A 20,174-nucleotide genomic window follows, 5' to 3' on the forward strand; every position below is an offset into this window, starting at 1 on the left:
GATCGCCCTATCCTCGCAGGTCTCGACCGCAGGCCGGCCACCCCAAACGGGGCGGCCGGCCATTTTTTTGGCAACTAGCAAGGGCAAGTCGGACTGAGACGCCCAGGGTGAAAAAATCACGCGCTGGTGCAACTGGAAGGCATCAACGCCCACCAAGCAGGCGATCGTTGGCGGGATGCGTAGTTTGAGCTTCGTCACCGCCCTCGGCGTCGCGGCCATTCAGCATGGGGCACAAGCCGCGCCCCGACCACCGGCGTATTGCTGGCAAACATCCCACATGCGACACATGTCGCCAATTTGGCTAGGCCGCGCTCCTGGCCTCTGCGCCTGGGGCTAGACTGACCCAAGCCCGGTCCGCGAACCACAGGTGCGGCATCACAAACCGGGCATGCCGACAGGGAGTACGGTCCATGAAAGCTGCCGCGCGTTTCGAACACCGCGCCCTGCTCACATTTGCGGCAGGCACCCTGGTCTTGGTGGGATTAATGGTAAGCGCTTGGTGGCTTGCGGATCAGACGGCTCTTGCAGTCCAAGAGGTGGGTCACACCCATGCGGTGCTGGCCGATCTGGCCGGCGTGCGAGCAGAGACCGCCCAGGTAGAGTTGCACACCTTGGGATTTCGCACCAGCGGCGATCCGGGTCGGCTGCAAGAGCGCGATCAAGCTCTGGCGCGCCGCGAAGTCTTGCTGGAACGACTGCGTGCGAGTACGTCCGACACCCCTACCCAGCATGCGCGCTGGCAGCGGCTGCGCGAACTGGTGAACGAACGCATCGCCCTGTCGCGCCAAATTGAAGCGCGCATGAAGCAGGAGGGGCCGGCGGCTGCCCAGGCCTTGGTCGCAGGCTCCAGCCTGGCCGAGACCCGGCGCAGGGCCGAGCGGCTGCTGGCCGATATGGAATCGGGCGAGCGAGTGCTACTGCCCGAACGAGAGCAAGCCCGCGATCGCTTGCGCGCACGCGGTTTTGTGGCCACTGTCCTTCTGGGCCTGGCCTTACTTGGCCTGCTTGCCAGCTGCTTTCAAACGCTGCGCCGCCGTCTGCAAGATCAGGAAGACCATCGTCAAAGCTTGGCCGACAGCGAGGAACAACTGGCCTGTCTGTGGCAGTCAATGGCTGATGCAGTATTGGCCACTGATACCGAGGGTCGCATCACGCGCATGAACGCCGAGGCCGAGCGCCTGTGCGGCTGGCCAGAGGCAGAGGCGCTGCGCCGCCCGGTGCGCGAGCTGCTGCCGCTGATCGAAGAAGCCAGCCGCCAACCGATGGAACTGCCCCTGGCCCTGGTGATGACCGGGGGCGGCACGCAGACTATGGGCCAGGCGCCGCTGCTGTGCCCGCGCACAGGCGGCGAACGGCCGGTCAGCCTGAACCTGACACCCATCCGTGACAGCAACGGCCGCGTGCGCGGTCTGATCGTGATCTTGCGAGAGGACCAAAGGGAGCGCCTGGCACGACAGCAAGAACTGATCCACCGAGCCGAGCTGGAGCGCCAGGCTCTGGAGCGAGCCCAGCGCCTGCACGACAGCGAGCAGCATCTGCGCAGCATCCTGGGCCATGTGCCGGCGCTGATCGCCTTCATCGACACGGAGCTTCGTTTCGTCTACGCCAACAAGCGCTACTGTGAGAGCTTCGCCCCCGATCTGGACGAGCTGGCCGGATTGGAGCTCAAGGCCGTGCTGGGCGAGGCGGGTTTCGCCAGCGTCGCGCCCCTGGTCCAGCGCGCACTGCTGGGCGCGGCACAAGAGCTCGATTGGCAGCCCAGCCCCGAGCGCTGGCAGGCCTTGCGCTACCTGCCGCGCTTCAACGAGCAAGGCCGTGTCGATGGCTGCTATGTGCTGGGCGTTGACATCACCGAGCGCCATGAGGCCCGCCAAGCCTTGCTGTACAGCCAGCAACAGCTGGCCCGGGTGATCGAGGGCTCGGACCAGGGCTACTGGGAATGGGATTTGCGCAGCAACCATTTCCAGGTCAGTGCACGCTGGGAGACCATGCTGGGCTACCAGCGCGGTGAGATGCAGGTGGCCCCCGAAAACTGGTCCCAACTGGTTCACCCCGAGGACCTGCCGCGCGCACTCGAATCGATCCAGCGCCACCTGAACGGCGAGATTGCCACCCACGAGTTCGAGATTCGAGTGCGCACCAAAGCCGGCGAATGGCACTGGATCCTGACCCGCGGCGGCGTGGTCCAGCGCGGCGCCGACGGCACGCCTTGGATCATGTCCGGCACCCACACCGACATCCATGAGCGCAAGCTTCTGGAGCTGGCGCAGCGCGAGGCGCGCGTGGTGTTCGAGAACTGCTACGAGGGCATCATGGTGACCCAGGCCGACGGCCTGATCACCAAGGTCAATCCGGCCTTCAGCCGCATCACCGGCTACAGCCAGGAGGAGGTGCTCGGCCAGTCACCGCGGGTGCTGTCTTCGGGTCGGCATGAGGCGAGCTTTTTCCAGGACTTCTGGCAATCGCTGAAGGAACAGGACTTCTGGCGCGGCGAGATCTGGAACCGCCGCAAGGACGGCGACCTGTTCGCGGCCTTGCAATCGGTCTCGGTCGTACGCGACCGCCAGGGACGCGTCAGCGACTATGTCAGCGTCTTCACCGACATCAGCCAGCTCAAGGCCCACGAAGCCGAGCTGAACCGGGTGGCCAATTTCGACCCCCTGACCCTGCTGCCCAACCGCCGCCTGCTGTCCGACCGGCTCAATCAGGCCATCCACCGCGCTGACCGCAGCGGCCGCATGACGGCCGTGTGCTTCCTGGATCTCGATGGCTTCAAGGCCATCAACGACCAGCATGGCCATGCCGCCGGCGACGAGCTGCTGATCGGCGTGGCCCACAACCTCAAGCAGGTGCTGCGGGTCGATGACACCCTGGCCCGGCTCGGTGGCGATGAGTTCGTCATCCTCTTGACCGAGCTGGACAGCCCCGAGGAATGCGCCCTGGTGCTGGAGCGCCTGCTGCGCTCGGTGCAGGCGCCGGTGTCGGTAGAGGGCCGTGAGCTCAGCATCTCGGCCAGCGTCGGTGTCAGCCTCTATCCTCTGGACCACGCCGATCCGGACACCTTGATGCGCCATGCGGATCAGGCCATGTACCTGGCCAAACAAACCGGGAGAAATCGCTACCAGCTCTTCGACACCGAGATCGACCGCGCTGCCCGCCAACACCGCGAGCAACTGGCCCGCCTGCAACAGGCTTTGCAGCAAGACGAGTTCTGTCTGTTCTACCAACCCAAGGTCGATCTGCGCCACGGCGCGGTGGTGGGCGTGGAGGCCCTGCTTCGCTGGCAGCACCCTGAGCGCGGCCTGTTGCCGCCGGGCGAGTTCCTGGGCCAGGTGCATGGTGGCGAGTTGGAGCGCCCGCTGGGCGAATGGGTCATGGAGGCGGCCCTGAATCAGCTCGAAACCTGGGCAAACCAGGGCATGGACCTGCCCATCAGCATCAATATCAGCGCCACCCACCTGCTGCAGCCGGGCTTCAGCGAGCATCTGGCGGACAGCCTGGCGCGCCACCCGCGGGTTGCGCCGACACGGCTGGAGCTGGAGGTGCTGGAAACGTCGGCCCTGGGCGAGATGCAACAGGCGGTGGCGGTGCTGGAGCGCTGCATGGCCTTGGGCGTGCAGTTCGCGCTCGACGACTTCGGCACCGGCTACTCCTCCCTCACCTACCTGCGCAAGCTGCCCGTGGCCACGCTCAAGATCGACCAGAGCTTTGTGCGCGACATGCTGGTCGACCCCGACGACCTCAGCATCGTCAAGGGCGTGATCGAACTGGCGCACGCCTTCCACCGCGAGGTGATCGCCGAAGGCGTGGAAAGCCTGGAGCATGGCGCCCGCCTGCACGCCATGGGCTGCCACCAGGTCCAGGGCTACGGCATCGCCCGGCCCATGCCGGCCGAGGCGCTGCCGGCCTGGCGCGCGCAGTGGCAGGCCGGGCAGGCCTGGTTGCACCTGGACACAGACTGAGCGGCCCCGCCCCCGCTTTTCTTGCCTCGCCCCCTCTTGAAAGCCCGAGGGCCACCCCTATAATCCTCCTGCTAGCACTCACCAAGGTCGAGTGCTAACGAACTCCGAAACCGGCCCAGGCCGGTGTGCGAGTTCAGGTTTTACCCCCATGACGGTGTGAACGGCCCGGCCGCCACACCCGATCAAGCCCCGAAAATCTCAAGGAGATGTGATGAAACTGCGTCCTCTGCACGATCGCGTGATCGTTAAGCGCCTCGAACAAGAAACCAAGACCGCTTCGGGCATCGTCATTCCTGACGCCGCTGCTGAGAAGCCGGATCAAGGCGAAGTGCTGGCCGTCGGCGCCGGCAAGCGCAATGACAAGGGCGACCTGATTGCTCTGAACGTGAAGGTCGGTGACCGCGTTCTGTTCGGCAAGTACTCGGGCCAGACCGTCAAGGTCGACGGCGATGAGCTGCTGGTGATGCGCGAAGAAGATCTGTTTGCGGTTGTCGAGAAGTAATTCTTCGCCCGACCCGCAACAAGTTCTGACCCTTTTCTAAGAATTCGGAGAAATACACATGGCAGCAAAAGACGTGATCTTTGGCGGCGAAGCTCGTGCTCGCATGGTTGAAGGCGTGAACATCCTGGCCAATGCGGTCAAGGTGACCCTGGGCCCCAAGGGCCGCAACGTGGTGCTCGAGCGCTCCTACGGCGCCCCCACCGTGACCAAGGACGGTGTGTCCGTGGCCAAGGAAATCGAGCTGAAGGACAAGCTGCAGAACATGGGCGCGCAGATGGTCAAGGAAGTGGCCTCCAAGACCAGCGACAACGCCGGTGACGGCACCACCACCGCCACCGTGCTGGCCCAAGCCATCGTGCGCGAAGGCATGAAGTACGTGGCCGCCGGCATGAACCCGATGGACCTGAAGCGCGGCATCGACAAGGCCGTCACGGCCCTGGTCGCAGAGCTGAAGGCCGCTTCGAAGGCCACCACCACCTCCAAGGAAATCGCGCAAGTCGGCACCATCTCGGCCAACAGCGACGCTGACGTCGGCCAGATCATCGCCAACGCGATGGACAAGGTCGGCAAGGAAGGCGTGATCACCGTTGAAGACGGCAAGAGCCTGAACAACGAGTTGGACGTCGTCGAAGGCATGCAATTCGACCGCGGCTACCTGTCGCCCTACTTCATCAACAACCCCGAGAAGCAAGCCGCGCTGCTGGACAACCCCTTCGTCCTGCTGTTCGACAAGAAGATCTCGAACATCCGCGACCTGCTGCCCACGCTGGAGCAAGTGGCCAAGGCCGGCCGTCCGCTGCTGATCATTGCTGAAGAAGTCGAAGGCGAAGCGCTGGCGACCCTGGTGGTCAACACCATCCGCGGCATCCTGAAGGTCGTGGCCGTCAAGGCGCCTGGCTTCGGCGACCGCCGCAAGGCCATGCTGGAAGACATCGCCATCCTGACCGGCGGCAAGGTCATCGCCGAAGAAGTCGGCCTGACCCTGGAGAAGGTCACCCTGGCCGATCTGGGCCAAGCCAAGCGCGTCGAAGTGGGCAAGGAAAACACCACCATCATCGATGGCGCCGGTGCTGCTTCCGACATCGAAGCCCGCGTCAAGCAAGTGCGCATCCAGATCGAAGAAGCGACCAGCGACTACGACCGTGAGAAGCTGCAAGAGCGCGTGGCCAAGCTGGCCGGCGGTGTGGCCGTGATCAAGGTCGGCGCTGCCACCGAAGTCGAAATGAAGGAAAAGAAGGCACGCGTGGAAGACGCGCTGCACGCCACCCGCGCTGCCGTGGAAGAAGGCATCGTGGCTGGTGGTGGCGTGGCCCTGCTGCGCGCCAAGCAAGCTGCTGGCGAGATCAAGGGCGACAACGCCGATCAAGACGCCGGCATCAAGCTGGTGCTGAAGGCCATTGAAGCCCCGCTGCGCGAGATCGTCTACAACGCCGGTGGCGAAGCCTCCGTCGTCGTCAACGCCGTGCTGGCCGGCAAGGGCAACTACGGCTTCAATGCTGCCAACGACACCTATGGCGACATGATCGAAATGGGCATCCTGGATCCGACCAAGGTGACCCGCACCGCGCTGCAAAACGCCGCTTCGGTCGCTTCGCTGATGCTGACGACCGAGTGCATGGTCGCCGAAACGCCGAAGGAAGAAGCTGCCGGCGGCGGCATGCCTGGCGGCATGGGCGGCATGGGTGGCATGGGCGATATGGGCATGTAATGCCTGCCCGGCAGGCCCCAAGGCCTGCCACGCTGACCTCCGAAAGGGGCACCGCAAGGTGCCCCTTTTTTCATGGCCCGTACATTCCGCACTGGCCCGGCGGCGAACACCCCGCATCTCGAGGGGTCGACGCGGCTGCCGCGTGCCAATCCGCACACCGGGCCGCGGCGCGCCACAGCCGCTGCTGCCCGGGCGCCACACGCTCGCGCCAGCAGGCCCACTCACGCTGATAATCAGCGGCAAATCCGGCACCCCGCTCGCATGTCCAACGCACCTACCCTGCATTCCCTGCTGACCGAAGCCATGACCCAGGCGCCGGGCCTGAGTCGTCACCTGCTCAACGCCATCCAGGACGAATTGGACAGCCGCCCCAAGCACTTCCACCTGCTGGACGGCTGGCGGCGCATGCGCGCGCGCTTCCCCAATGATTTCGAAACCGCCCTGCTGCCCCTGCTGCAGGCCTCGGCCCGCGGCGAAGACCCGCTGCAGCGCAAGCTGGACGACATCAACTCCCTGAGCCTGGTCGACGACCGCCAGGCCTTGCAGGACGTGGCCGTGGCCCATGTGATCCACGCCGTGGAAGAGCACGCCCGCGCCGAACTGCACCAGCTCGGCAATGTCTTCGCCGCCCTGCGCGGCACCGCGCGGGCCTTGAAGAACGAGAACCCGGTGCGCCCGGCCCTGTTTGCCCAGGCCCTGCTGGTGGCCCTGTCCAGCGTCGAGATGGAGCCGCAGGCGCGCTACGAGCTGATGCAGGCGGCCTCGCAACCCATGGCCAGCGGCATGCTGCGCGTCTACAGCGCCCTGTGCGCCCAGGTGCGTGCGGCCGACCTCAGCCCCATGGTCGCCAGCCATGCGGCGCAGCGCAGCAGCCCCGAGTCCGACATGCGCCTGGCCCTGGCGCGGCGCAGCACCCAGCCCGCCACCCTGGACGGCCTGGCCCGCCGCGTGCACGAGCACAACAGCCGGCCCATGCCGCTGCCGCCCGCCGGCAGCAGCCCAAGCCAAGCGGCCGCCGCGCCGGTGTTCCGCGCCGGCCCCGGCCCCGATCTGCTGAGCCGGCTCTACGACCAGATCCTCGCCGACCCGCGCCTGCTGCCGCCGCTCAAGGCCTTGCTGGCCCGACTGCAGGTCGCCGTGGTGCGCCTGGCCCGCAGCGATGCCAATCTCTTGCACAAGCAGGACCATCCGACCTGGCAGCTGCTCAACCGCGTGGCCGCGCATGGCATGGCCTTCGAGCGCGCCGATGACGAGCGCCTGCAGAGCTTTCTGCGCATCGTCGAAGGCGAAGTCCAGGGCCTGATCGACGCTGCGCTGCCGAGCGCCGCCCTGTTCCAGCAGGCACTGAGCCGGGTCGACGCCCACATCAGCAGCCAGGCCCAGCAACGCAGCGAACGCAGCGCGCAGGCCCTGGGTGCGCTCGAGCGCGAATCCATGCGCGAGGCCTGGCTCAAGCTGCTGCGTGAACAGCTGGCGCAACAGACGGCCGAAGCCCCGCTAGGCCCCAAGCTGCGCCGCTTCCTGGGCACGGCCTGGGCCGAGGTGATCGTGCAGGCCATGGTGCTGCACGGCCGTGAATCCAGCCAGGCCCTGACCCGCATCGAATGGGTGGACCAGCTGCTGGACAGCCTGCACGACGCGCCCGACGAGCGCTCGCGCCAGCGTCTGCGCCAGAAGCTGCCCGCCTTGATCGACGGGCTGCGCAGCGGCTGCGATGCCATCGCCCTGCCCGAGGCGCAGCGCGAATCAGTGCTGCAGGAGTTGATGTTCCAGCATGGCCGCGTGCTGCGCGGCCAGCACGCCCTGCCCGAAGCGGCCAAGGCCATCGAGGCGGCCCAGCGCAGCGCCGGCAAGCAGGAGCTCAGCCCCGAGGAACTGCTGCAGCGCCTGCTGGTCGAACGCGAATCGCAGATGTCCACGCAATGGGCCCACACCCGGGTCAACCGCGGCCACCTGCCCACGGTGCCGGTGCAGCTCTACGACCAGAACGACTCGGCCGAGGCGCGCAGCGCGCTCAGCGCCTGGCTGGACGCCCTGCACATCGGCGGCTGGTACCACCTGTTCGTGCAAAGCCACTGGCTGACTGCCCAGGTCGCCTGGATCAGCGAGAGCGGGCAGTTCTTCCTCTTCGTCGGCCAGGACCCCGACCAACGCCACTCGCTGACCCGCGCGGCCCTGGAACGCCTGCTGACCCATGGCCTGATCACCGCCCTTGATGAAAACAGCCTGGTGCAACGCGCCGTCGATACCTTGATGCAAGACCTGGACGATGAGGCCTGAGGCCCGATCCGGCCTGCTGCTGGCCCTGGCGCTGCTGATCGGCAGCCCGCTTGCCCAAGCCCAGGCACAGACCACCGGCCCGGCCGAGCGCCCCCCCATCGGTCTGGTGCTCTCGGGCGGCGGCGCACGCGGCCTGGCCCATGTCGGCGTGCTCAAGGTGCTGGAGCGCGAGCGCATTCCGGCCGATATGGTGGCCGGCACCTCCATGGGCGCCATCATCGGCGGCCTTTACGCCAGCGGCATGAGTGCGCGCGATCTCGAGCGCGAGCTGCTGGCCGTCAACTGGGGCACCGTCTTCAACAGCCGGGTCGACCGGCAGCAGCTCTCGCAGCGCCGCAAGGAAGAGGATTTCGAGTTCTCCCCGGCGGTGGAGGTGGGCATGCGCGATGGCGAGATCCGCCTGCCGCAAGGCACGCTGTCCAGCCGCGGGCTGGAAATCCTGCTGCGCCGCTTCACCCTGCCGGTGCGCAATGTGCAGAACTTCGACGATCTGCCCACACCCTTCCGGGCCGTGGCCACCGATCTGGAGACTGGCGCCCAGCTGGTGATGAGCCGGGGCGATCTGGCCCTGGCCCTGCGCTCCAGCATGAGCGTGCCCGGCGTGTTCGCGCCGACCGAGTGGCAGGAGCGCATCCTGGGTGACGGCGGCCTGGTCAACAACCTGCCGGTCGATGTGGCCCGCGGCCTGGGTGCGCAGCGCCTGATCGCCGTCAATGTCGGCACGCCGCTGTCGGGCCGCTCGGCACTCAACTCCCTCGTCGGCGTGACCGGGCAGATGATCAACATCCTGACCGAACAGAACGTCCAGCGCAGCCTGGCCACGCTGGCGCCGAGCGATCTCTTGATCACGCCGCAGCTAGGCCCGCTGGGCGCCAGCGATTTCGACAAGACCCGCGAACTGATCGCCGCCGGCGAAGCCGCGGCCGAAGCCATGCTGCCGCGCCTGCGAAGCCTGGCCGTGTCGCCCGAGGCCTATGCCGAATGGCAGCTGGAGCGCGTACGCCGCAACCAACCCAAGGCCATGCTGGCGGCGGTGAAGTTCGAAGGCAGCAGCATCACCAACCCCGAGCGCTTCAAGGCGCAGCTGGAATCGGCGCCGGGCCAGATCTTCGACACCGAGCGGGCCGAGCGCGATGCGCGCCTGCTGGCCTCCTCGGGGGACTATGAGCGGGTCGACTACCACGTCGAGCAGCGCGCCGGCGGCGACGCGCTTGTCTTCACCATGGACGACAAGCACTGGGGCCCGAACTACTTCCGCATCGGCCTGGACCTCAGCACCGATTTCGACGGCGAGAGCGCCTTCAATCTGCGCATCTCCCACAACCGCCACTGGCTGACCCCGCTGGGCACCGAGTGGCGCAACCAGCTGACCATCGGCCAGACGCCGCGCTTCTACAGCGAGATCTACCAGCCACTGAGCTTCCAGCTCGGCCGCTCGAACGACTGGTTTGTCTCCGGCTGGGCCGAACTCGATCGCCGCAATTTCACGCTCTACCAGGACACCAGCGATGTCGCCGTGGCGCGGCTGCAGCGCCAGGCCGCGACCTTCGGTGCCGATCTGGGCCAGCCCTGGGGCCGCCTCGGCGAGCTGCGCTTGGGCTTGCAGCACCAGAACTGGCGGGTGACACCCAAGCTGGCGCCCTTCCTGCTCAACGACAACCGGCTGGACAAGGTCTGGAGTGAAACCGGCTTGCGCCTAAAGGCGGTGGTGGACCAGCTGGACTTCGCCAACTTCCCGCAGCGCGGCTACCGGGTGCTGTTCGAGGCGATTGCCGGCCAGCAAAGCGGCGGCAGCGTGCGCCACGCGGCCTTCCACCGCGCCGAGCTGCAAGGCAGCTGGGTGCGCAGCTGGGGCACGCACACGCTCAATCTGCATGCCCGAACCTTCCTGGCCCGCCAGCCCGAAGACTCGGCGCAAGGGCCGTATTCGCTGGGCGGATTCCAGCAGCTCTCGGGCTACCAGCCCGGCCAGCTGATCGGCGACACCCTGGTCTTCGGCCGCGCCACCTACTACCGCCGCCTGCGTGAAACGCCGCTGCTGACGCGCGGCTTCTTCTACGGCGGCTCGCTGGAGATCGGCAATGCCTGGGGGCAGAGCGACAAGGTGTCCAGCAAGGACCTGCGCACGGCCGCCAGCCTCTTCATCGGCGCCGACACCGGCATCGGCCCGCTCTACCTGGCGGTGGGCATGGCGCCGCAGGGCAGCAAGGCCATCTACCTCTTCATCGGCCGGCCCTGAGCGCTTGCGCGCTGTCTTGCTGCGCCAACGCCATGTGGCGTGGGCCGGTGCTCGGAATCCTCACGTACCTCAAGTACGTTCCGGTTCCTGCGCGCCGTCCGCCTTGCCTGACGGCGGCTCGCAACAGACAGCAGGCCAGCGCCGATTACTCGGCAGCAGGCCGCACGGCCTCGTCCACCTGGGCCGCCGGGTCGGGCAGGTCCTCGGGGTTGAAGCTGGCCTTGACCAGGGTGGCGCTGTGGGCCCACTCGTACAGGATGTGGGCGACATCGGCCACGCCCTGCTTCTTGAGCGCGGAGAACAGGGTCACGCGCACATCCGACTCTTCGGTGACGATGTCGCCGAGGAAATCCTGGGTGGCGAAGAAGGCCGCATCGGCCTCCTTGCGGTTGAGCTTGTCGGCCTTGGTCAGCAGCACCAGCAGCTTGATTTCGCCATTGCGCACGCGCGGGGTGACGAACTCGAGCAGCTGCTTGTCCAGATCGGTCAGGCCCAGGCGCGAGTCCACCATCAGCACCACGCCCGACAGGCTGCGCCGCACCTCCAGATAATCGGCCATCACCTTCTGCCAGCGCAGCTTGGCGGCCTTGGCCACCGCCGCATAGCCGTAACCGGGCAGGTCGGCGAACAGCGCGTTCGGCGCGTCCTTGGGGCCCAGATGGAACAGATTGATGTGCTGGGTGCGACCCGGTGTCTTGGACGCAAAGGCGAGGCGCTTTTGCTGGGCCAGAGTGTTGATGGCCGTGGATTTGCCGGCGTTCGAGCGACCGACGAAGGCGATCTCGGGCAGCTCATTGGGCGGCAGATGGACCAGCTGGCTGGCGGTGGTCAGGAAGCGCGCAGTGTGGGTCCAGCCCAACACCACCTTGTCGGTGGGGGCGGCCGCGGCAACCGGATTTGGCGCGATTTCTTGCGGCTCAGAAGTGGTGTTGGTCATGAAGTATTCAGGCTTGATGGATTGCCATTGTAAAATCTATGGGTTGCGCTTACCGAATCAATAAATTCATGATGAAGACTGCTGCTGTCCTGACCACGAGCCTCGTGCTTGCATTCGCCACTTTCTCGGCGGCACAAGCCAGCGAAGCCAAGGCCTCCGCCAAGCCCGACCTGGCCAAAGGCGGCACCATTGCGGCCCAGGTCTGCGCCGCCTGCCACACGGCAGACGGTTCGCGCGGCAGCCCGGCCAACCCCATCCTGCAAGGCCAACACCCCGAATACCTGGCCAAGCAGCTGACCGAATTCAAGGCCGGCATCCGCAAGAACGCCGTCATGCAAGGCATGGCCGCCACCGTGTCGGACGAAGACATCAAGCATGTCGCCGCCTTCTATGCCTCCAAGCAAGCCAAGCCGGGTTTCGCCAAGGACAAGACCCTGGTCGAGCTGGGCGAAAAGATCTACCGCGGCGGCATTGCCGAGCGTTCGATCCCGGCATGCGCCGGCTGCCACAGCCCCAACGGCGCTGGCATGCCGGCCCAGTACCCGCGTCTGGCCGGCCAGCACTCGGATTACACCGAAGCGCAGCTGATCGCCTTCCGCTCCGGCGCCCGCGGCAACAACGCCCAGATGATCGGCGTGGCCGCCAAGCTCAACGATCGCGAGATCAAGGCCGTCTCCGACTACATCGCCGGCCTGCGCTGAGCCCAAGCGAGCCTTCGGCCGCTGCACCTGATCACAAACAAGGCCGGTGGATTTCACCGGCCTTTTTTCATGGTCTCGCCCTCGACGCCTCTCGCCCACCGACAATCCTGCTTCCATGAGCGACACCCTACCTTCCAGCGAGTACGCGCACGACACCGTGCCGGCCGAGCCGCCGCCAGCGGCCCCGACCGAAGCGGCGGCGCCGGCCCCCACGCCTCAGGCTGGTCCAGCCCCTGCCCTGGCCCCGGTGGCTGTGGCGCCGCATTCCGCTGCCCGGGAGCTGATGGATTTGCTGGCCTCGATGCGTTTCGCCATCGCCTTGCTGACCGTGATCTGCATCGCCTCGGTGATCGGCACCGTGGTCAAGCAGCGCGAGCCGCTGAACAACTACGTCAATCAGTTCGGACCTTTCTGGTCTGAGGTGTTCGGCAAGTTCGACCTCTACACCGTCTACGGCGCCTGGTGGTTTCTGCTGATCCTGGCCTTTCTGGTGGTCTCCACCAGCCTGTGCATCACACGCAACACGCCCAAGATCCTGCAGGACATTCGGAACTTCAAGGAGTCGGTGCGCGAGCAGTCCCTGCAAGCCCACCACCACAAGGCCATCCTGCAGCTGAGCCGCGCGCCCGAAGCCGCGCTCGCTGACTTGAAGAGCCGCCTGGCGGCAGGCGGTTGGAAAACCAAAGTGCAGGTGCGTGACCGTGGCGTGATGCTGGCGGCACGGCGCGGCGCCAGCAACAAGATCGGTTATCTGGCGGCGCATTCGGCCATCGTGCTGGTCTGCATCGGCGGCCTGCTGGACGGCGACCTGCTGGTGCGCGGCCTGATGTGGGCCCAGGGCAAGACGATTTATGAAGGTGGCGGCCTGATCAGCGAGGTCAAGCCCGAGCACCGCCTGCCGCCCAACAACCCCAGCTTCCGCGGCAACCTGATGGTGCCGGAGGGCGCCACGGCCGGCACGGCCATCCTGTCCATGCCCAGCGGCGTGGTGCTGCAGGACCTGCCCTTCGATGTGGAGCTGAAGAAGTTCATCGTCGAGTACTACGACACCGGCATGCCCAAGCTGTTCGCCAGCGACATCGTGATCCGTGATCGCGAGACCGGGTTGACGACCGAAAAGCGGGTCAAGGTCAACGAGCCGGCCCAGCACCGCGGCATTGCCATCTACCAAAGCAGTTTTGAAGACGGTGGATCCAGCCTCAAGCTGCAAGCCCTGCCCATGGGCCGCAAAGCCGCTGCAGCAGCGGCCAAGCCCTTCGAGATCGACGGGGTGGTCGGTGGCAGCACACAGCTGGATGGCTTCGCCCCGCAAGATGGCGGCAAGCCCAGCGACAGCCTGCGCCTGGAGTTTGCCGGGCTGCGCGTCATCAATGTCGAGAACATGAGCGGCGGAGGCGCGGGCAAGGCCGACAGCACCGATGTGCGCGCCGTCGATCTGGTCAACAAGCTGCAGAACCACATGGGCAGCGGCGCCCGCGCTGGCGCCGACAAGGAGCTGCGCAATGTCGGCCCCTCGTTCAGCTACCGCCTGCGCGATGCGGCCGGCCAGGCCCGCGAGTACAACAACTACATGCTGCCGGTCGATCTGGACGGGCAAAAAGTTTTCCTCGCCGGCGTGCGCGAAACCCCGTCCGAAGCCTTCCGCTACCTGCGCATTCCGGCGGATTCGGATCTGAGCATGGACAGCTGGATGCGCTTGCGCCAGAACCTGCTCGACCCGGAGTTGCGCGAACGCGCCGCCCGCCGCTATGCCGTGGCCGCCACGCCCAACGACAAGCCGCAGATGACGCCGCAGCTGCAGGCCACCGCCCGCCGCGCACTCAATCTGTTTGCCGGCGCCGAGAGCGCCAAGGTGGACAGCAGCAACGGCTGGGGCGGCCTGCCGGCCCTGAGCCAGTTCATCGAAAGCGAAGTGCCCGAGGGCGAGCGCCAGCGCGTGTCTGAAGTGCTGCTGCGCATCCTCAACGGCAGCCTGTTCGAGCTCTACAAGCTGGGCCGCGAGCAAGCCGGCCAGGCCTCGGCCCCGACAGACAGTGCCACCCAGGCCTTCATGACCCAGGCCGTGCTGTCCCTGTCGGACAGCATGTTCTACCCGGCGCCGGTGCTGCTGCAGTTGCAGGATTTCAAGCAGGTGCAGGCCAGCGTGTTCCAGGTGACGCGCGCACCGGGCCAGAAGCTGGTGTATCTGGGCGCGGTCTTGCTGATCGTGGGCGTGTTTGCCATGCTCTACATCCGCGAGCGCCGCCTCTGGTTGTGGCTGGAGCCCAGCCCGGGCCAGCCGGAAACCACCCGGGTTCGCATGGCCATGGCCAGCACCCGAGAATCGCCCGATATGGCCACCGAGTTCGAACAATTGCAAGGCTATCTCTCCAAGGAAGAAGGCGTATGAACAGCGCAAGCAGCAGCAGCGGCACCCTCCGCAGCACCGGTCGGCCGGTGCGCAGCCAGGACCTGGGCTACTTCTCAGGCCGGGACGCCCTCGACTGGAGCTTCGCCGCCCTGATCCTGATCGGCGGCCTGTTCGCCTTCTCGCGCTACGGCGCCTCGATGGATGGCTACGAAAAAGGCATCCTGGTCTGCGCCATCCCCTCGCTGATCGCGCTGGGCTGGTTCTGGGCGCCGCTGCGCTGGCTGTGCGCCGGCGTGGGCGCGGCCAGCCTGCTGGCCATCGGCCTCTACGTCCAGACGCCCGATGCCTTTGGCGCCGATCTGGCCGCGGCCGACAAGGTCTTCTGGCTCAAATACGCCCTGTCCAGCCAGAGCGCCATCTTGTGGATGAGCGTGCTCTTCTACATGGCCACCTTGTTCTACTGGGGCGGCTTCTTCACCAAGAGCGGCGAGAACAGTGCCGCCGAAGCCATCGGCTCGCGTCTGACCTGGGGCGCCGTCTTCATGGCCCTGGTGGGCACCATGGTGCGCTGGTTCGAAAGCCACCAGATCGCCCCGGACATCGGCCACATCCCGGTCAGCAACCTTTACGAGGTCTTCGTGCTGTTCGCCTGGATGACGGCACTGTTCTACCTGTACTACGAAGCCAAGTTCAAGACCCGGGCCCTGGGCGCCTATGTGCTGCTGGTGATCAGCGCGGCGGTCAGCTTCCTGCTGTGGTACACGGTGGCGCGCGAGGCGCATGAGATCCAGCCCCTGGTGCCGGCCCTGCAAAGCTGGTGGATGAAGATCCATGTGCCGGCCAATTTCGTGGGCTACGGCACCTTCGCCCTGGCCGCCATGGTGGCCCTGGCCTATCTGCTCAAGACGGCCAGCTTGCGCGCGCTGAGCCTGGGCCTGATCGCCATGCCCCTGGCCCTGATCGCCATGATTCTGGCCGCCCGCTTCGGTGCCGATCTGCCAGCCGAGACCATCGCCGGCCTGGACGGCTGGGCGCGCAAGATGGCCGGCCTGCTGGTCTTCTTCGTGCTGGCCGTGGCCTTGCGCAGCCGCCTGACGGCCCGCCTGCCCGAGCTGAGCACTCTGGACGACCTGATGTACAAGGCCATCGCCCTCGGCTTTGCCTTCTTCACCATCGCCACCATCCTGGGCGCCTTCTGGGCTGCCGAGGCCTGGGGCGGCTACTGGAGCTGGGACCCGAAGGAAACCTGGGCCCTGATCGTCTGGCTCAACTACGCCGCCTGGCTGCACATGCGCTTGATGAAGGGCCTGCGCGGCGCCGTCTCCGCCTGGTGGGCGCTGGCGGGCCTGGTGGTCACCACCTTCGCCTTCCTGGGCGTGAATATGTTCCTCTCCGGCCTGCACTCCTACGGCACGCTCTGAGACCCTCCCCCCCATGCGTCGCCAGCCCGCCCCGGCCATGACACTGCGAAGGATGCTGGCAGAGCTGGGTAGAGGGCCCCTGGGTAGATGGGCGCTGGGGTGGGGGGCACTGCAGCTCAGCCTCTGCGGAATGCTGGCCAGCACAGCCGGCCACGCCGTCGCCACGCCGCTGCGCATCGCCACCGGTGAACTGCCGCCCTATGCCACCCAGAACCGCCAGGACCAGGGCATTGCCCTGGACATCGTGCGGCGTGCCTTTGCCCTCGCCGGCTACCAGGTGCAGTACCACTTCCTGCCCTGGGCCCGCGCCCAGCAGGAGACCCGCCAGGGCCTCTACGACGCCTCCGCCTACTGGGGGGCCTCGGCCGAGCGGCGGCGCGATTTCCTGCTCAGCGACAACGTGCTGACCGAGCAATGGCTGCTGGTCTACCGCCGCGAACTCAAGCTCGACTGGACCACCCTGGCCGATCTGCGCGGCTACAAGGTCGGCTATGTGCGCGACTACACCTACACGCCCGAGTTCTGGTCCAAGATCCAGAGCGGCGAGCTCGACGGTGACGCCACGCCCACCGACCTGGCCGGCTTGCGCAAGATGCTGCTGGGCCGCATCGATGTGCTGCCCATGGAGCGCAACGTCGCTTGCGATCTGCTCGGCCATCATTTCAAGCCGGCCGAAGCGGCCCAGTTCGCCGCCCACCCGCGCCTCTTGACCGACAGCTTCAGCACCCACCTGATCTTGCCGCCACAGGTGGCGCGCAGCGCCGAGCTGTTGCGGGATTTCAACCTCGGTCTCAAGAAGCTCAAGGACAGTGGCGAACACGGCCGCCTGCTGCGCGCCCTGCCCTGCCCCGCCGGCTGGAACTGAGGCTGGCGCCTGGCGCCACAGCCACCCGCCCGCGGGACATTGGCCCCGGGCCCGGCAAAATTTTGCGGCAGCCCGTAAGCTCAAGGCTCGTTCTCGCGACAGAGACCCACCTCCTCTTCGATTGCCGCCCGCCATGCGCCACACCGACCGCCACCTTGCCCCGAGCACGCCCATCCTGGCCTCGGAGATCACGCCACAGGCGGTCTACCAGCAGCGCCGCCACTGGCTGCAGCTGATGGCCAGCGGTGCCGCCGGCGCCGGCCTGGCCGCCTGGGCCGGCCGCGAGGCCCTGGCGCAGACCGCCGGCCCCGGCAAGCTGGCCAAGCTGCCCGGCGCCAAGAGCACGGTGGCCGGCGCCATGAGCCTGGACAAGCTGACCCGCTATGAAGACGCCAGCAGCTACAACAACTTCTACGAATTCGGCACCGACAAATCCGATCCGGCCCGCACGGCCGGCAGCCTGAAGCCGCGCCCCTGGACGGTCACGGTGGAGGGCGAAGTCGGCAAGCCCGGCAGCTTCGATCTGGACCAGCTGCTCAAGCTCAGCCCCATGGAAGAGCGCATCTACCGCCTGCGCTGCGTCGAGGGCTGGAGCATGGTGATTCCGTGGGTGGGCTATTCGCTGGCCGAGCTGATCAAGCGGGTCGAGCCCAATTCGCGCGCCAAGTATGTGGAGTTCATCAGCCTGGCCGATCGCAGCCAGATGCCGGGCCTGCGCTCGGGCGTGCTGGACTGGCCCTACACCGAGGGCCTGCGCATCGATGAGGCCATGCACCCGCTGAGCCTGCTGGCTTTTGGCATGTACGGCGAAGTGCTGCCCAACCAGAACGGCGCACCGGTGCGACTGGTCCTGCCCTGGAAGTACGGCTTCAAATCGGCCAAGTCCATCGTCAAGATCCGCTTCGTTGAAAAGCAGCCAGTGTCCAGTTGGACCCGCGCCGCGGCCAGCGAGTACGGCTTCTATTCCAATGTGAACCCGCAGGTGGACCACCCGCGCTGGAGCCAGGCCAGCGAGCGCCGCATCGGCGAAGACGGCCTGTTCGCCAAAAAGCGCCCCACCCTGATGTTCAACGGCTATGCCGAGCAGGTGGCCTCGCTCTACGCCGGCATGGACCTGAAGAAGTTCTACTGAGGCCGCTCCGCATGGCGCGCCGCTCCCTCTGGCTGCACCCCGCGGCCAAGCCCCTGCTGTTCCTGCTCTGCCTGGCGCCTCTGGCCTGGCTGATCGCGGCCGCCGCCACCGACCGGCTCGGCGCCAACCCGGCCGAGGCCTTGATCCGCGGCCTCGGTGACTGGAGCTTGCGCGGCCTCTGCCTGACCCTGACCGTGACGCCGCTGCGCGTGCTCAGCGGCCAGCCAGCCCTGGCCCGTTTTCGCCGCATGCTGGGCCTGTTCAGCTTTTTCTACGCCAGCCTGCACCTGCTGGCCTACGGCTGGCTGGACATGGGACTGGAGCTCGGCGACATCGGCCGCGACATCCTCAAGCGGCCCTTCATCCTGATGGGTTTTGTCGCCTGGCTGCTCTTGCTGCCCCTGGCCTTGACCTCCTTCAACCGCGCCATCAAGGCCCTGGGCGCGGCGCGCTGGCAGCGCCTGCATCGTGCGGTCTATGTGCTCAGCCTGATCGCCCTGGCCCACTTCATCTGGATGCGCGCGGGCAAGAACAACTTTGCCGAGCCGGCGCTTTACGGCGCCATCCTCGGCCTGCTGCTGGGTTGGCGGCTGTGGCGGGCCTGGGAGCGGCGCAAGGCGTGAACTGGGATAATCCGGCGCCTTGACCCTCGCGCCGCAGCCCCCCCATGCCCCACACCTCCAACGCACTCCCTCCGCAGCTCGATGTCGCCATCCTCGGCGGCGGCCCGGCCGGCTGCAGCGCGGCCTCCTGGCTGCAGCAGCTGGGCCTGCGCGTGCTGTTGGTGGAGCGGGCACCGCAGCTCTGCGCCGGCCTGCAAAGCCTGCAGTTCGGCCAGGATTGGGTGCTGGGCGCGCCGGGCCAGAACCTGGCCACCCTGGGCCAACAGTACGCGCGCCAGATCGAGGGGCTGAGCGAAGTGCACACGGTGCTGGGCCAGAGCTGCGCCCATCTAGACTGGCTGGCCGGCGAAGGCTGGCGCCTGCGCCTGGAGGACGGCAGCAGCGTTCAGGCCCGCGCCCTCCTGCTGGCCACCGGCCTCAAGCCGCTGCGCCCCGAAGCCTTCTTCCCCTCGCCCTTGCCCCACCCCCGTGTGCTCGATGCGCTGAGCCTGACCGCCTGCCGCGAACAACTGGCGCCGGCGCGCATCCTGCTGCTCGGTGGCGGTGACAACGCGGCCGAGAACGCGCTCTACCTGCAGGCGCGCGGCCACCAGGTCACGCTCTGGTCGCGCAGCGACTGGCGCGCCCAGCAGCGCCTGGTGGAACGCATCCAGGGCCTGGCCGGTGCCGTCCAGACCCGCCTGCCCAGCCCGATGCCAAGCCGGCTGCTGCCGGACGAGGCCGGTGTCACGGTGCAATCTCAGGCCTTTGGCGAGGAACGCTTTGACCATGTGGCCGTGCTGCTCGGCTTCGAAGCGGAGCCCAGCGCCTGGCTGCAGGTGGGTGACGCCCTGCAGCGCGCCGGCATCACGGCACCGTCTCACCCGTTCCGCGACGAGCCGCGCTTTGCGCCCCTGGGCCTGTTCGTGGCCGGCGACGCCAGCGGCCGCCAGCATCCCTGCGTGCAGACCGCACTGGGCGACGGTGTGGTGGCGGCCAAGGCCGTCGAGGCCTTTTTGCGCCCTCTGCAAGAGGGTCAGCCCAGCCTGGCCCTGCGCCGCAACAACCGCCAGATCATCCACATCACCGGCCTGCGCTTTGGCGCCAACCTCGGCGTGCTGGACTTCGAGCGCGAAGGCCCGCAACCGATCCAGGTCGATGCCGAGGTCAACCTCGGTGCCCAGCAAATCGTCTCGCGCGATGCCGACATCGGCCATGTGCTGGACTACCGCCGCGTGCGCGCCATCATCATCGACGAGTGCACGGCCGAGCACACCGACCTGCTCGAAGCCTTGCTCGGCAAGCTCTGCACCCGCTTGATGAAGCTGCCCGGCGTGGCCGGCGTGCGCATCAAGGTCACCAAACTCGAAATCTTCCCCGACTGCCAGGTTGCCATCAGCGCCGAATGCGGCCAGTGGTGACGGTGATGGTGGACCACCCCGACGCGCTTCGCGCACCCCTCAAGGGGCAGCGCC

The 20,174-nt window shown here is 67.0% G+C and carries 13 protein-coding genes, 1 other RNA gene and 1 pseudogene; 14 read left to right on the top strand and 1 reads right to left on the bottom strand.

Annotated features, from left to right (window positions below):
- Positions 1–536 precede the first annotated feature (536 nt).
- From C1O66_RS11680 to C1O66_RS11705, 6 genes are all read left to right on the top strand, one after another.
- A complete protein-coding gene (locus C1O66_RS11680; RefSeq protein WP_165794570.1) occupies positions 537–3,962 on the top strand; it encodes an EAL domain-containing protein in 3,426 nt (1,141 codons plus the stop codon).
- Between the two features lie 211 nt (positions 3,963–4,173).
- Positions 4,174–4,464 carry a co-chaperone GroES gene (groES, locus tag C1O66_RS11685; protein ID WP_102768033.1) on the top strand — a complete coding sequence of 97 codons (291 nt, stop codon included), beginning with the start codon at positions 4,174–4,176 and terminating at the stop codon, positions 4,462–4,464.
- Positions 4,465–4,522: 58 nt separating this feature from the next.
- Entirely contained in the window at positions 4,523–6,172 is a 1,650-nt protein-coding gene (gene groL / locus C1O66_RS11690) for a chaperonin GroEL (RefSeq protein ID WP_102768034.1), read from the top strand.
- Positions 6,173–6,433: 261 nt separating this feature from the next.
- A complete protein-coding gene (locus tag C1O66_RS11695; RefSeq protein WP_165794571.1) occupies positions 6,434–8,452 on the top strand; it encodes a DUF1631 family protein in 2,019 nt (672 codons plus the stop codon).
- Positions 8,442–10,691, top strand: coding sequence for a patatin-like phospholipase family protein (locus tag C1O66_RS11700; protein ID WP_102768036.1), 2,250 nt, complete (start codon positions 8,442–8,444; stop codon positions 10,689–10,691). The genes C1O66_RS11695 and C1O66_RS11700 overlap by 11 nt, the downstream gene beginning before the upstream one ends.
- 62 nt (positions 10,692–10,753) lie before the next feature.
- Positions 10,754–10,824: non-coding RNA, sX9 sRNA (locus C1O66_RS11705), on the top strand.
- Between the two features lie 12 nt (positions 10,825–10,836).
- Here the strand turns inward: C1O66_RS11705 and yihA are convergent.
- Positions 10,837–11,628: a ribosome biogenesis GTP-binding protein YihA/YsxC gene (yihA, locus tag C1O66_RS11710; protein WP_102768037.1), complete on the bottom strand. Its 792-nt coding sequence runs from the start codon at positions 11,626–11,628 to the stop codon at positions 10,837–10,839.
- A 71-nt stretch (positions 11,629–11,699) separates the two neighbouring features.
- On the opposite strand from yihA, the gene C1O66_RS11715 reads away from it, so the two are divergent.
- From C1O66_RS11715 to C1O66_RS24395, 8 genes and pseudogenes are all read left to right on the top strand, one after another.
- Positions 11,700–12,329 carry a c-type cytochrome gene (locus tag C1O66_RS11715; protein WP_102768038.1) on the top strand — a complete coding sequence of 210 codons (630 nt, stop codon included), beginning with the start codon at positions 11,700–11,702 and terminating at the stop codon, positions 12,327–12,329.
- 283 nt (positions 12,330–12,612) lie between these two features.
- Positions 12,613–14,718 carry a cytochrome c biogenesis protein ResB gene (locus tag C1O66_RS11720; protein WP_165794704.1) on the top strand — a complete coding sequence of 702 codons (2,106 nt, stop codon included), beginning with the start codon at positions 12,613–12,615 and terminating at the stop codon, positions 14,716–14,718.
- Positions 14,715–16,100, top strand: coding sequence for a c-type cytochrome biogenesis protein CcsB (gene ccsB / locus C1O66_RS11725; RefSeq protein ID WP_102768039.1), 1,386 nt, complete (start codon positions 14,715–14,717; stop codon positions 16,098–16,100). Before C1O66_RS11720 ends, ccsB begins: the two co-directional genes overlap by 4 nt.
- Before the next feature lie 130 nt (positions 16,101–16,230).
- Positions 16,231–16,965 (top strand): substrate-binding periplasmic protein, encoded by a 735-nt coding sequence (locus C1O66_RS11730; RefSeq protein WP_165794572.1) that lies wholly within the window; start codon positions 16,231–16,233, stop codon positions 16,963–16,965.
- A gap of 133 nt (positions 16,966–17,098) precedes the next feature.
- The gene (msrP, locus tag C1O66_RS11735) at positions 17,099–18,097 is read left to right on the top strand and encodes a protein-methionine-sulfoxide reductase catalytic subunit MsrP (RefSeq protein ID WP_102768041.1); all 999 of its coding nucleotides are present in this window, start codon (positions 17,099–17,101) and stop codon (positions 18,095–18,097) included.
- An 11-nt stretch (positions 18,098–18,108) separates the two neighbouring features.
- Positions 18,109–18,720, top strand: a complete 612-nt coding sequence (locus C1O66_RS11740; protein WP_102768042.1) for a protein-methionine-sulfoxide reductase heme-binding subunit MsrQ — start codon at positions 18,109–18,111, stop codon at positions 18,718–18,720.
- Between the two features lie 44 nt (positions 18,721–18,764).
- Positions 18,765–19,514: pseudogene (locus tag C1O66_RS24390) on the top strand (NAD(P)/FAD-dependent oxidoreductase); the annotation flags it as partial.
- 237 nt (positions 19,515–19,751) lie between these two features.
- Positions 19,752–20,120: a dihydroneopterin aldolase gene (locus tag C1O66_RS24395; protein ID WP_223696736.1), complete on the top strand. Its 369-nt coding sequence runs from the start codon at positions 19,752–19,754 to the stop codon at positions 20,118–20,120.
- The last annotated feature ends 54 nt before the right edge of the window (positions 20,121–20,174 follow it).

Source organism: Paucibacter aquatile (assembly GCF_002885975.1).
GTDB classification, from domain to species: Bacteria; Pseudomonadota; Gammaproteobacteria; order Burkholderiales; family Burkholderiaceae_C; genus Paucibacter_A; species Paucibacter_A aquatilis.

Coding starts and splice junctions, on each gene's coding strand:
- msrP (WP_102768041.1), top strand. CDS start 17,099: ATGCGCCACACCGACCGCCACCTTGCCCCGAGCACGCCCATCCTGGCC.
- C1O66_RS11720 (WP_165794704.1), top strand. CDS start 12,613: ATGGATTTGCTGGCCTCGATGCGTTTCGCCATCGCCTTGCTGACCGTG.
- C1O66_RS11740 (WP_102768042.1), top strand. CDS start 18,109: ATGGCGCGCCGCTCCCTCTGGCTGCACCCCGCGGCCAAGCCCCTGCTG.
- yihA (WP_102768037.1), bottom strand. CDS start 11,628: ATGACCAACACCACTTCTGAGCCGCAAGAAATCGCGCCAAATCCGGTT.
- ccsB (WP_102768039.1), top strand. CDS start 14,715: ATGAACAGCGCAAGCAGCAGCAGCGGCACCCTCCGCAGCACCGGTCGG.
- C1O66_RS11715 (WP_102768038.1), top strand. CDS start 11,700: ATGAAGACTGCTGCTGTCCTGACCACGAGCCTCGTGCTTGCATTCGCC.
- C1O66_RS11700 (WP_102768036.1), top strand. CDS start 8,442: ATGAGGCCTGAGGCCCGATCCGGCCTGCTGCTGGCCCTGGCGCTGCTG.
- C1O66_RS11695 (WP_165794571.1), top strand. CDS start 6,434: ATGTCCAACGCACCTACCCTGCATTCCCTGCTGACCGAAGCCATGACC.
- groES (WP_102768033.1), top strand. CDS start 4,174: ATGAAACTGCGTCCTCTGCACGATCGCGTGATCGTTAAGCGCCTCGAA.
- C1O66_RS11730 (WP_165794572.1), top strand. CDS start 16,231: ATGCTGGCCAGCACAGCCGGCCACGCCGTCGCCACGCCGCTGCGCATC.
- groL (WP_102768034.1), top strand. CDS start 4,523: ATGGCAGCAAAAGACGTGATCTTTGGCGGCGAAGCTCGTGCTCGCATG.